At 62.0% G+C, this 12644-nt stretch carries 11 protein-coding genes; 7 read left to right on the forward strand and 4 right to left on the reverse strand.

Annotated elements, in window-relative coordinates; all coding sequences use genetic code 11:
• Genes BK667_RS08565 through BK667_RS08590 form a run of 6 tightly spaced genes read left to right on the forward strand, consistent with a single transcriptional unit; the run spans position 1 to position 3060 of the window.
• A complete protein-coding gene (locus BK667_RS08565; protein ID WP_123513786.1) occupies positions 1-474 on the forward strand; it encodes a type II secretion system protein in 474 nt (157 codons plus the stop codon).
• Positions 475-478: 4 nt separating this feature from the next.
• Positions 479-853, forward strand: coding sequence for a type II secretion system protein (locus tag BK667_RS08570; protein ID WP_123513784.1), 375 nt, complete (start codon positions 479-481; stop codon positions 851-853).
• Positions 828-1367: a type II secretion system protein gene (locus tag BK667_RS08575; RefSeq protein ID WP_123513782.1), complete on the forward strand. Its 540-nt coding sequence runs from the start codon at positions 828-830 to the stop codon at positions 1365-1367. Before BK667_RS08570 ends, BK667_RS08575 begins: the two co-directional genes overlap by 26 nt.
• Positions 1364-1753: a curli production assembly/transport protein CsgE gene (gene csgE, locus BK667_RS08580; protein WP_123597342.1), complete on the forward strand. Its 390-nt coding sequence runs from the start codon at positions 1364-1366 to the stop codon at positions 1751-1753. The genes BK667_RS08575 and csgE overlap by 4 nt, the downstream gene beginning before the upstream one ends.
• Entirely contained in the window at positions 1750-2169 is a 420-nt protein-coding gene (locus BK667_RS08585) for a curli assembly protein CsgF (RefSeq protein ID WP_123513778.1), read from the forward strand. The genes csgE and BK667_RS08585 overlap by 4 nt, the downstream gene beginning before the upstream one ends.
• 30 nt (positions 2170-2199) lie before the next feature.
• A complete protein-coding gene (locus tag BK667_RS08590) occupies positions 2200-3060 on the forward strand; it encodes a CsgG/HfaB family protein (RefSeq protein WP_123513776.1) in 861 nt (286 codons plus the stop codon).
• Positions 3061-4436: 1376 nt separating this feature from the next.
• On the opposite strand, the gene BK667_RS08595 is transcribed toward BK667_RS08590, so the two are convergent.
• From BK667_RS08595 to BK667_RS08610, 4 genes are read right to left on the reverse strand one after another with little or no spacing between them, the layout of a single operon-like run.
• Positions 4437-5885 (reverse strand): curlin, encoded by a 1449-nt coding sequence (locus BK667_RS08595; RefSeq protein WP_123597343.1) that lies wholly within the window; start codon positions 5883-5885, stop codon positions 4437-4439.
• 27 nt (positions 5886-5912) lie between these two features.
• The gene (locus BK667_RS08600) at positions 5913-6374 is read right to left on the reverse strand and encodes a curlin (protein ID WP_123513772.1); all 462 of its coding nucleotides are present in this window, start codon (positions 6372-6374) and stop codon (positions 5913-5915) included.
• 60 nt (positions 6375-6434) lie between these two features.
• Positions 6435-8681 carry an Ig-like domain-containing protein gene (locus BK667_RS08605; RefSeq protein ID WP_123597344.1) on the reverse strand — a complete coding sequence of 749 codons (2247 nt, stop codon included), beginning with the start codon at positions 8679-8681 and terminating at the stop codon, positions 6435-6437.
• Positions 8682-8716: 35 nt separating this feature from the next.
• Complete coding sequence (locus tag BK667_RS08610) at positions 8717-10063, reverse strand: hypothetical protein (protein ID WP_123597345.1); 1347 nt, start codon at positions 10061-10063, stop codon at positions 8717-8719.
• A gap of 1018 nt (positions 10064-11081) precedes the next feature.
• Between BK667_RS08610 and BK667_RS08615 the strand changes: the two genes are divergently transcribed.
• Complete coding sequence (locus tag BK667_RS08615; protein ID WP_123597346.1) at positions 11082-12530, forward strand: sensor histidine kinase; 1449 nt, start codon at positions 11082-11084, stop codon at positions 12528-12530.
• Positions 12531-12644: the final 114 nt, after the last annotated feature.

Here is a 12644-nt window from a genome sequence, read left to right on the forward strand (position 1 = left end):
ATGAACGCCTCCCAACGCGGTTTTACCTTGATTGAAGTCGTGGTGACGCTGGCCCTGATCGGCCTGTTGGCCGGCATGGCCGCGCCCCTGACCGAAACCGTGGTGCGGCGTGGCAAGGAGCAGGACATGCGTGCGGCGCTGTATCAGATTCGCGATGCCATCGACGCCTACAAGCGCGCCTTTGACGCCGGGTATATCGAGAAGTCGCTGAACAGCAGCGGCTACCCGCCGAACCTGCAAGTGCTGGTGGAAGGTGTGCGCGACGTGCGCAGCGCCAAGGGCGCCAAGTTCTACTTTCTGCGCCGGGTGCCCCATGACCCGTTGTTGCCGGTCAAGCGTAACGATGAAGGCGGCTGGGGCCTGCGCTCCTACGACAGTACGGCTCAAAACCCACGGGAAGGCGAAGACGTGTTTGACGTCTACTCCAAAGCCCGGGGCAAGGGTCTCAATGGCATTGCCTACCGCGAGTGGTGAACCTATGCGCCGGGAAAAAGGTTTTACCCTGCTGGAACTGATGGTGGTCATGGCCATCATCGCGACCCTGATGACCATCGCTTTGCCACGCTATTTCACCAGCCTGGAAGTCTCGAAAGAGACCACCCTGCGCCAGAGTCTGTCGGCGATGCGCGAGGCGCTGGATCACTATTACGGCGACACCGGGCGCTACCCCGATTCCATCGAACAATTGGTTGAGCAGCGTTATTTGCGCAACCCGCCGACCGACCCGATTGCCGAACGCAAAGACCTCTGGGTGCTGGTCGCGCCGCCGGACGGTGTGCCGGGCGCGGTGGCCGATATCAAAAGCGGTGCTACCGGGAGGGCGCGTGATGGCAGCCTTTATTCCGAGTGGTAGGCCCGCCAGCGAAGGCGGTTTCACCTACCTGGGCGTGCTGTTCCTGATCGTGCTGATGGGTATGGGCCTGGCCAGCGCCGGGGAGTTGTGGTCCACCGCTTCGCGGCGGGATCGCGAACGTCAGTTGTTGTGGGTCGGCACCCAATACGCCCAGGCACTGCGCAGCTATTACCGCAGTTCGCCGGGGCTGGCGCAGTACCCCAAAGACCTGGCGGACCTGTTGCAGGACGAGCGTTTTCCCTCGCCCAAACATCATCTGCGCCAGCTCTACCCGGACCCGATCGGTGGCGGCGAATGGACGCTAATGCGCGGTTTTGACGGGCGCATCACCGGCCTCTACTGCCCGTCCACCGACACACCGCTGAAGCAGACGGATTTCCCCAGCCAATGGTCCGATTTCGTCGGCATGGCGAGCTACAAGGACTGGCAATTCGTGGCGGAGAAGGCGTTTTTGGATGGCACCTCCGGTCCGCCAAAATCCCAGTCTTCGATACCTCAGGCGTTGACGCCATGAACAGATATTGCCTGGCGCTCCTGCTGATCTTGACGGCCCCTTTGGCTTCGGCCGGCGAAGAGGACGAAATGATGGGTTTCATTGTCGACGACACGATTTCCCACATCGGCCACGACTTTTATTACTCGTTCAGTGAACGCCTGCGCGCCACCAGTCCGATGGATTTCAACCTGGTGGTGCGCGAACGACCCTCGGCCCGCTGGGGCAGCCTGGTGACCGTGGAATATCAACAACGCCTGGTTTACCGGCGCTTCCTGCCGCCGAACACCGTGGAACTCAAGGACGCCGCGTACGACGCCGCCGACTGGGTCCGGGTGCAGATCGTCCAGCGCAAGCTGGAAACGTTATTGCAGGACACCACCGACCTGGAGAAGGACGAATTATGAACAAGAAAACGTTCTCACAGCGCACCGGCATTTGGCTCCTCGGGTTGGGCAGTTGCGGCCTGGTCCACGCCACAGAGCTGGTCTACACACCGATCAACCCGTCGTTCGGCGGCAACCCATTGAACGGCACCTGGCTGCTCAACAACGCCCAGGCGCAAAACGACTTCGACGACCCCGACCTGAAAAACCGCGCTGCGGTGCCAGGTACCTCGGCCCTTGAACGCTTCACCAGTCAATTGCAGTCGCGGTTGCTGGGGCAGTTGCTGGACAACATCTCCACCGGCAATACGGGGAGCCTGTCCACCGACAGTTTTATCGTCAACGTCATCGACGACTCCGGCGCACTGAGCATTGAAGTGACCGACCGAGCGAGTGGTGAAGTGTCGGAAATCAAAGTGAATGGCCTCAACCCATGACGGGATTCGGGCTGACGGGGAGTAAAGGACATGAAAAATATAATTGTGCTAGGGCTGATGTTGGCGGCATTACAAGGTTGCAGTCTGCGCGACACCATGCCGGCCGAACAGGACACCGAATCACCGACCCTCACACCACGGGCGTCGACCTATTACGACTTGCTGAAAATGCCACGGCCCAAAGGCCGGTTGATGGCCGTTGTATACGGCTTCCGGGACCAGACCGGGCAATATAAACCGACCCCGGCCAGCTCGTTTTCCACCAGCGTGACCCAAGGTGCCGCGAGCATGTTGATGGATGCGCTGCAGGCCAGCGGCTGGTTTGTGGTGCTCGAACGTGAAGGGCTGCAGAACCTGCTGACCGAACGCAAAATCATCCGCGCCTCGCAGAAAAAGCCCAATACACCGGTGAACATCCAGGGCGAACTTCCACCGTTGCAAGCGGCGAACCTGATGCTTGAAGGCGGGATCATCGCCTACGACACCAACGTGCGCAGTGGCGGGGAAGGGGCGCGGTATCTGGGGATCGACCTCTCCCGGGAATATCGGGTGGACCAGGTCTCAGTGAACCTGCGGGCGGTGGACGTGCGCAGTGGACAGGTGCTGGCGAATGTCATGACCAGCAAGACCATCTACTCGGTGGGCCGCAGTGCCGGGGTGTTCAAGTTTATCGAGTTCAAGAAATTGCTTGAGGCCGAAGTGGGCTACACCACCAACGAACCAGCGCAGTTGTGTGTGCTGTCGGCGATTGAATCAGCCGTTGGGCATCTGTTGGCCCAGGGGATCGAGCGGCATTTGTGGCAAGTGGCGGGAGACAACTCCACGCCCGTGCAGGACGAGACGCTGGGGCGGTATTTGAGCCAGAACAAAGTGGATCCCGAAAGCGAATAACCGCGACCGCCCGCAATCCCCTGTGGGAGCGGGCTTGCTCGCGAAGGCTGAGTGTCAGGCAGCCCATCTCCAGCGAATGTACTCAGACCCATTGTGGGAGCGAGCCTGCCCGCGAAGGCGGCCTGACAGCCGACCAGTTTCTTGCGGATGCATGCGCCGGATAAATACCCCCCGATCGTTCCCATGCTCCGCGTGGGAATGCATCCCGTGACGCTCTGCGTCACACCCGAAAGCGGAACGCGGAGCGTCCCTGGCGGCATTCCCACGCAGAGCGTGGGAACGATCAGACTGCGGTGCATCAGTGGAAATGTGGTGCGGGGTTTTGGGTCTGCTGCGCAGCCCAGCGGGAGCAAGCTCCCTCGCCACAATAAGCGTGCAGTCAGATGGACCGCGTCATCGTTCTTCGCGAGCAAGCTTTGCTCCTACAAGGATCGGTGGTGAACGCAGATTTTATGTACAACGCCCCCCCTGTAGGAGCGAGGCTTGCCCGCGAAGGCGGCCTGACAGCCGACCAGTTTCTTGCGGATGCATGCGCCGGATAAATACCCCCCGATCGTTCCCATGCTCCGCGTGGGAATGCATCCCGTGACGCTCTGCGTCACACCCGCAAGCGGAACGCGGAGCGTCCCTGGCGGCATTCCCACGCAGAGCGTGGAAACGATCAGACTGCGGTGCATCAGTGGAAATGTGGTTGCGGGTTTTGGGTCTGCTGCGCAGCCCAGCGGAAGCAAGCTCCCTCGCCACAATAAGCGTGCAGTCAGATGGACCGCGTCATCGTTCTTCGCGAGCAAGCTTTGCTCCTACAAGGATCGGTGGTGAACGCAGATTTTATGTACAACGCCCCCCTGTAGGAGCGAGGCTTGCCCGCGAAGGCGGCCTGACAGCTGACCAGTTTCTTGCGGATGCATGCGCCGGATAAATACCCCCCGATCGTTCCCATGCTTCGCGTGGGAATGCATCCCGTGACGCTCTGCGTCACACCCGAAAGCGGAACGCGGAGCGTCCCTGGCGGCATTCCCACGCAGAGCGTGGGAACGATCAGACTGCGATGCATCAGTGGAAATGTGGTTGCGGGGTTTGGGTCTGCTGCGCAGCCCAGCGGGAGCAAGCTCCCTCGCTACAATAAGCGTGCAGTCAGATGGACCGCGTTATCGTTCTTCGCGAGCAAGCTTTGCTCCTACAGGGGGGGCGTTGTACATAAAACCTGTGTTCACCACCAATCCCTGTAGGAGCGAGGCTTGCCCGCGAAGAGGCCCTGACAGCCGCCATCAAAATCAGCGATCAGCCCCGCGCCCGAATCCGCCGCCCCAACCTATCCATCACGCAGCAAAAAGCCGCGACCCCACCCCGGGTCGCGGCTTTTTCATGCCCCGCGATTATTGCTGCAACACCGTCGCCTGGTTAGCCGACCCAAACTGCTGCACCGTCGCCATTTGCGTCATCCCGCTCTGATCGACATTGGCAATGTTCCCGGTCCCGCCCTGGGTGACATAGGCCACGTTCATCGTGTCAGCCTGCTTCACGGTGATTTGGTTATCACTGCCATACAACTGCGTGGTGAACGCCTGGTTGCCGGTGCCGGACTGGTCGAACTCGGTACTGTTCCCCGACCCATTGGAAGAACCCTGAGCCAGGTTGGTGGTACCGCGCTGGTCGGCGATGAGGATGTTGTCGCTGCCGTTCTGATCGAAGTACAGCTCGTTGTAGGAGTCGGCCTGGCTGACGGTGGTCTTGTTGCCCGTGCCGGTCTGGTTCGTGGTCATGATGTGGCCGACGCCATCCTGGGTGAAGCTCGCCACGTTGTTGGTGCCGTTCTGGGTGATGGTCGCGCGTTGGTTGCTGCCGAACTGGCCGCCCAGTTGCGGGCCTTTCCAGTTGCTGGCGTAGACCTTGTTGCCGTTGCCCACGGAGGTGGCGTTGAGCACATGGTTTTCACCGCTTTGATAAGTGAAATGCACGTTGCCGCTGCCTTGCTGATACAGCGCGACGGTCGAGCCCATGGACTCGAACTGGTCGGCGTAGATGGCGTTGAGGTCGCCGACTTGCAGCACCTGCGCCACGTTGTTTTCGCCGAAGCTCTGATCCACCACGGTTTCGTTGGTCTGCCCGTATTGGTTGACGGTGGCCTGGCTGGCGGTCTGGCCATCCTGCCAGACTTCACTGGCGTTGAAGTCGCCGAACTGGTTGATGTTCAGGTTGCCGCCGATGCCATTGCGCTGGTCGCCGTAGGCGTAGTTGCCTTCGCCGGCCTGGTTGATGCCGATCTGGCCGCCCATGTGGCTGACTTGTTCGGCGGTCGCGTAGTTGGTGTTGCCGTACTGGATGATCATCGCGTTGTTGGCGACGCCCAGTTGGATCTGCTCGATGTTGGCTTCGTTATTGTCACCGAACTGGAAGGTTTGGCCCGAGGTGGCTTCCTGGGAGTCCTGATAGACGAACGAGAAGTTGCCGCTGCCTTGCTGTTGTTGCAGCACCTGGTTTTCGCCGCTGCCGATCGACTGGCTGGCGTGGCTGGTGTTGTAGCTGCCGACCTGTTGCTGGGTGATGGTGCTGGTGTCTTCGAACAACTGCTCGGCGTAACCGGCGTTGTAATCACCGACTTGCGTCTGGTCGATGGTGCTGGTGGCGGTGTCTTGCACGGCGGCCGCGTCGTTGCCCTGGCCGAGTTGTTGTTGGGTGGCGGTGCTGAACGGCGCCGCGGTCTGTTTCACGTCGGCGATGTTCGCAGTACCGACCTGATTCTGCGTGGAAACGCTGTCGTCGGCCAAAGCCTGGGCACTGACAATGACCAGGATGGCAGCGGTGAGGGGCGTCAATTTGAACATGATGAAACCTCCAAGGTATTGCAGTGCTTAGCGATATTGTTTGACCGAAACGCTCATGCCGTTCCCGGACTGGGTCACGGCGCTGGAAAGCCCCGTACCGGCCTGGTCGATGCTGGCGTCGTTGTTATTGCCGTTCTGGGAAATCTGCGCGCGGTTGTGGCTGCCGTTTTGCGTGATCGAGGCGTCGTTGCCCGAACCTTGCTGGGTGATCTGGGCCATCAGGTCGCTGCCCTGTTGCAGGATGTAGGCTTCCTGATTACTGCCCGACTGGACGATGCGTCCGAGCAACCCCTGACCGTTCTGTTGCAACAACGCGACGTTGGCCTGGCCGAGCTGATTGATCAGCGCTTGCTGGCCAATCGGCGCGGGCAACTCGCCGAGGTCGGCGCTGGGGGCCAGGTCGTCGTTGTCCATCAAATCGTCGGCGCGCACCCCTGCGCTGCTGCAGAGCAGAAGCAGGCAGAGCAGGGCGGCGGTCGGCGTTTGCATGGCGTTGTCCTGTGGGAATGGGCCTGCCCCAGCGTCCGAATCGAACGCTGGGGCGGGGGCTCAGAGCGTGGTCACCGACACCGAACGCACGGTGCCTTGGGACGAGCGGATGGTTGCCGTCGGGTTAGCCGATGGCGCCACGGTGGTGCTGTTGTTGATCGTCAACCGCCAGCGTCCGGTCACCGGCACCGTGGTGGTGCCCAGGGTTACCAGCCCGGTCGGGGTGGACACCTGGATGGTGATGGTGTTGCCGGTGGTCACCGATGAAGTCCCGGCGAAGTCCCAGTTGAAGCGATTGTTGGAGCGGGCCTGGACCGTGGCGGTGGTCACGGTGAAGGTTTCCGCTGCGGGCCTTGGCGAGACTTGCACGGTGACCGTCGCCGGTGCCGTCGATACAGCGCCGAAGCTGTCCTTGGCGAAGTAGGTGAAGGTCGTGGTGAACGCCGTAGTGACCGTGGCCGGAGGGGTGTAGGTGATCACTGTGCCGTCAGTGCTGACGGTGCCGCGACCGGCTGCCGGTTGAGTCAGGCTGGCGACGCCGAGCGGCACGTTGCCTTCCGGATCGGTGTCGTTGGCCAGCACGCTGATCGGGATCGCCACGCCCAGGGTCGCGACGCTGTCGTTGACCGCCACCGGTGGCCGGTTCGGCGCCACGGTAATGGTCACGGTCGCGGCGGTGGTCGAAGCCAGGCCTTTGACGTCCTGCGCCTTGTAGGTGAAGGTCGTGGTCAGCGGAGTGGTGACGACGGCGGGCGGCGTGTAGACCACCGCCGTGGTGCCGCTCAACGCGACGGTGCCTTGGCCGGCGGCCGGTTGGGTCAGGGCGCTGATGCTCAACGGCACGTTGCCGTCCGGATCGCTGTCGTTGGTCAGCAGGTTGAGGGTGATCGGCACACCGAAACTGGTGGCGCCGGTATCGGCGACCGAAATCGGCGCCTGGTTCTCGCCGGTGTCCGGTGCGGTGCCGACGACCACGACGGCCTCGGTATCGCTGCCGCCCGCAGCGGACTTGACCGTGACGGTGGCCGGTGGCTGGGTCAAATCTGCGACGGTAATGCGCTGCAGGGTGCCGGATTTCGACAGGCGTCCGTAGCCTTGGGCAACCATGTCGGGCACGGCCACTTCATCAGTCGAAGTCGCTTCGATCAACAGGCTGTGGTTACTCCAGCTGTAGCGTGCGGTCTGGATTTTCACCAGGTCCGTGAGTTTGCTGGACACGGCGGTGGGGCGTGTGGTGCCGGCCGGGTTGGTCGCGGTGACCACCACCACTTTTGGCAAGGCGCCGGTGATCAGGTGCTGGCCAAAGTACAGGCCGGTGTTGTCGCCCGTCAGGTTGGTCTGGCACGGCGAAGCCGGCGGGCCGACCACCAGGGCGAGGGTCTCGCGAAAGCACAGGGTCGAGCTGTTGCTCGCCGAGGCAAACACTTCCACCCGCGTGTTGCTGCCTGTGCCCGACGTGGTGCGGCGGTAAGTGGCGCGGCTGATTTCCACCGGAGTTTGCGCGCGGTTATCCAGCACTTTGCCGGCGAGGGTAAACAGGCTGGTCTGGATGGTCCCGGCCGGCCCCTGGATGCGCACGAAGTTGGTGTTGAACGGGCTGCCGGTCACCGCTTCGGTGAGGTTCGGGTCGCCGACGAAGGTTTCGACGGCGCCGTTGTCCGGGTTCACTTCGGTGTAGGGACCGTTGACGCTGCGCAGGAATGGCCCGATGGCCCCGGCCAGGGCGCCGCTGAAATCACCAGGGGCACCAATGCCGACATCTTTGGTGATGTTGATGGCGCGGCGGCCGGGGGTGGTGACGTTGACCGTTTCCACACCAAACGGGTGGGTGATGGTGTAAGTCCCGGCGGTAGGAATGTTCACCCGCATGCGAATCCGCGCGAAGCTTTGCTGATCGCCGTCGACCGGGTTGCCCGAGGCGAATGCCGCCTCGATCCCGGCCACGTAGGCGTCCATCCCATAGCCCGCGGCGTTGTTGGGTATGTTGGTTTCCGCCAGGAACCAGAAGGATTCGTCTGGCCAGTTGTCCGGGAACACCATCGGCAAGGTGTCGTCGAAAATCCCCGGGGTCGGCAGCAAGGTGCACATGTAGGCCGGTGGCGTTGCGGCCGGCACCCGCGTGCTGACGGCACGGGATTGGCACAGTTCCATCGACAGCAGATTGTTGTCCTGATACCACATCGGGAATTTCCCGGTGGCGAAGGTGTAGGGGCCGGGATCGACTGCCGCCAGTTGGGCGAAAGCACTTCCCGACAGCGATAGAGTCAGTCCCAGGGCGTTGAGCGCCAGGCGTGGCCACTTGTTCATGATGCCTCCTGATACGGATCTGGGCATGAGAGCGTTCATTGCACGATGACCACTTCTTCGGTATCGCTGCCGCCATTGGATGACGTCACCCGAACCTTGGCCGGTGGAATCGGCGAGATCCCGGTGGCCAGGGTTTTCACTGCGCCGTCGCCGCTCAGGGCGCCGATGGCGACACCGCTGCCGGACGTGGCAGTGAGTACCGGCGGCGAGGTTTCATCGCTGGTCGAGGCTACGAGCGTCAGTTGCCCGGTGCTCAGGCTGTACTCGGCGCGCGAAATCACCACCAGGTCCGTCAGCGGCATGCTCAGGGTGGTTGGCGTGCTGGTGGCGATGGCCAGGTGGTTGTCGGCGGTCACTTGTAAGGTGCTCGGCAAACTTGGGTTGACCGGTGACTGGGCGTACCAGTTACCGGTGGTGTCGGCTTCGGTCAGGTGCAGCGCCGGGTTGTTGCTGTCCAGCGTCACGGTGGCCGGTGGCGGTGGCGCCATCACGAACACATCCTGTTGGGCCACCGGAGCGCTGGCGCCGGCATGCCGCGAATAGGTGCCGCGCTGGGTGATCAGTGGTGTCGGCCGGACCACCGTCGACAACTTGCCGGACACCGCGAACACCGTGGTCCGCAGGTCGATACCGTTAGGGCCTTCGATGCGCAGGAAGTTGGTATTGAACGGGCTGCCGGTCACGGCTTCGGAGAGGTTCGGGTCGCCGATGAATTTCTCAGCCTGGCCGGTCACCGGGTTGGTTTCGGTGTAGGGGCCGTTGACGCTGCGCAGGAACGGTCCGATGTCACCCTTGAGGGCGCCGTCGTAGGTTTTCGGGGTGCCGATACCGATGTCCCGGGTCATGTTGATCGCTTTGCGACCGGGAGTGTCCACGGTGAAGGCTTCGACGCCGTAAGGGTGGGTGATGATGTACGTGCCAGCGGTGGGCACGTCGACCCGAATACGGATGCGGGCGAAGCTGATCTGGTCGCCATCCACCGGGTCGCCGCCACTGAAGGCGGCTTCGAGGCCGCTGACGTAGTTCAGGTTGATGCCCCTGGCCGCATCGACAATCGTGCTGTCGGCAGTGAACCAGAATGCTTCGTCGGGGAAGTTGGTCGGGAAGACCAACGGTTTGGTGTCGTCGAAAATTCCCGGAGCCGGGATCAGCGAGCACATATAGGTCGGCGCGCCTGGCGCGCCGGCCACCCGTGAGCTGACGGCTTTGGACAGGCACAGGTCGAGGGTTCGGCCGTGGGTGTCCTGATACCAGGCGGCGAAATCACCGTTGGCGGGCAGGTAAGGGCCTGAATCGACTGCAAACAGAGCCGCCTGGGCAACGCCTTGGGCCAGAGCGGTAACGACCAGCGCGGCCGCAGTTTTGGACAGTAAAGGGTGCATGAGTTAATCCCTCTATCGGAATGCCTGTCCCTTGGAGACGGGCCAGTTGCTAGGGCTAGCGCAAATTGCATACCAATCGGGGGGAACAGGCGGGAGAGGGCCGGGGTATGGGGGTTGAGGGTGGTGGAGGGGGATTGAGGACTGGATGTCGGGGCGGGCGAGTGTCCCCAGAGTTGGGGGTGATTGGGGCAGGTGGGGATGGGGAAAATCTCGATGCCAGTATCACCAACCTCTGTGGCGAGGGAGCTTGCTCCCGCCGGGCTGCGCAGCAGCCCCAAAATCGGCGATGGCGTTCTTTCTGGAAAAAAAGCTTGCTCGCGAAGGCGTCAGATCTGACACACCGCGTTATCGTTCTTCGCGGGCAAGCCTCGCTCCTACACACAAAAATCGGGCACATCCCCTGTAGGAGCAAAGCTTGCTCGCGAAGGCGTCGGACCTGACACACCACCGCATCATCGTTCTTCGCGAGCAAGCTTTGCTCCTACGGTGACGGCGTCAGGTCTGGTCCACCGCGTTATCGTTCTTCGCGGGCAAGCCTCGCTCCTACGGCGAAGGCGTCGGACCTGACACACCACCGCGTCATCGTTCATCGCGAGCAAGCTTTGCTCCTACGGTGACGGCGTCAGGTCTGGTCCACCGCGTCATCGTTCATCGCGAGCAAGCTTTGCTCCTACGGTGACGGCGTCAGGTCTGGTCCACCGCGTCATCGTTCTTCGCGGGCAAGCCTCGCTCCTACGGCGAAGGCGTCGGACCTGACACACCACCGCGTCATCGTTCATCGCGAGCAAGCTTTGCTCCTACGGTGACGGCGTCAGGTCTGGTCCACCGCGTCATCGTTCTTCGCGGGCAAGCCTCGCTCCTACGGCGAAGGCGTCGGACCTGACACACCACCGCGTCATCGTTCATCGCGAGCAAGCTTTGCTCCTACGGGGCCATTTGCTTAGCTTGCTTGCATTGGGTCAAACCCCGAACACTGGGCTATACCCCCTCTATAGGGGAATCGTCTGGATCATCGCCAATGAACATGTACGTACCGCCGCACCGGCCCGAGGATGGCGATATTCGCCTGAGCACGCGCAAGCAGCCGTTCAACCTGCTGCGCTGGTTTTCGCTCATCAGTATGGCCGTGATCGCGACCGTGGCGGTGGCGCTGGGGGCGGTGTCCACGCAGTTTGTGATTACCGAAAGCGTGCAGCGCGATGCCCTGCTGACGGCGCAATTCATCCAGGCGATTGCCTCGGCGGAGGTGCGCCATGTAGCGATCCCCCATATTCGGACCATGGGCGAGCTGGTCGACCCGCGCCAGGACAAGGACTTTCCCGACGTCGATCCGGCGGCGCGGGCCAATGCCCGGGACGAATTCCTCGACCATATCGCCAACCTGCCGGACGTGATCCTGGCCAACGTCTATGCCCCCGACCGCACGGTGATCTGGTCCACCAACCCGGCACTCATGGGCACCAGGATTCACGCCGACGAAGATCTGGACCACGCCTTCGAGTTCCAGATTCCGGTGTCGGCCAGTTATCACAACGTCGACCAAGGGCGGATGGAGCAGAAATTCGTCGTACCGCCCGACTTCATATTTATCGAAAACTACATTCCGCTGTTCGATGCCGACGGCAAGAACGTCACGGCCATGGTCGAGATCTACAAGGAACCCAAGGACCTGATCACCCGCATCGAGCGCGGCCTGGCGCTGATCTGGCTGGCCACCGCACTGGGCGGCGGGCTGATTTACCTGGGTTTGTACTGGATCGTGCGCCGGGCCGCGATCCTGCTGGCGCAACAGCAGAAGCAACTGATCACCAACGAAACCTTTGTCGCCCTAGGCGAGATGTCGTCAGCGGTTGCGCATAGCCTGCGCAATCCATTGGCGACGATCCGCTCCAGCGCCGAGCTGGCGCTGGAGTTCGACAGCGGGTCGGCGCACAAGAATATCCACGACATCATTGGCCAGGTCGATCGCATGTCGAAGTGGGTACGCGAACTGCTGCAATCCTTGCGTCCGCTCAACGACGACCCCGAGCCGGTGAACCTGGTGGCGGCGATCCACGACAGCCTCACGGCGTTCGAACAGCAAATTGCCCGGGCGAAAGTCAGCGTAGTGTTCAATCCCCGACAGACACCCATGGTGCTAAGCCAGTCGGTGCAACTGACGCAGATCCTCAACAGCCTGATGGCCAACGCCCTGGAAGCCATGGACAAGGGCGGCACACTGACCGTCACCTTGGAACCGACCAATGCCCGTGGCGTCTGCGTGGTGCTGAGCGACACCGGCAAAGGTATGAACGAAGAGCAGCGCAACATGGCCTTCCGCCCGTTCTTCACCACCAAGGCCGGCGGGCTCGGCGTCGGGCTGGTGTTGGTCAAGCGCATCATGGAACGTTTCGGCGGTGCGGTGGCCCTTGGCAGCCGGGAAGGCGAGGGCACTAGCGTTCGCCTGTCGTTCAAGTTAACCCCCTGAAAACGGGGATGAACTTTCCCCGTTAGCGGGTGTCATGGCCCAGTCATTCGCCGATAGTGGCCTGGTGATGTTCATAAGCCATTGTTAACTCAGGTATTAATACTTTGGTTTAAA

It is taken from the genome of Pseudomonas frederiksbergensis (assembly GCF_003732705.1).
Taxonomy (GTDB): Bacteria; Pseudomonadota; Gammaproteobacteria; order Pseudomonadales; family Pseudomonadaceae; genus Aquipseudomonas; species Aquipseudomonas frederiksbergensis_F.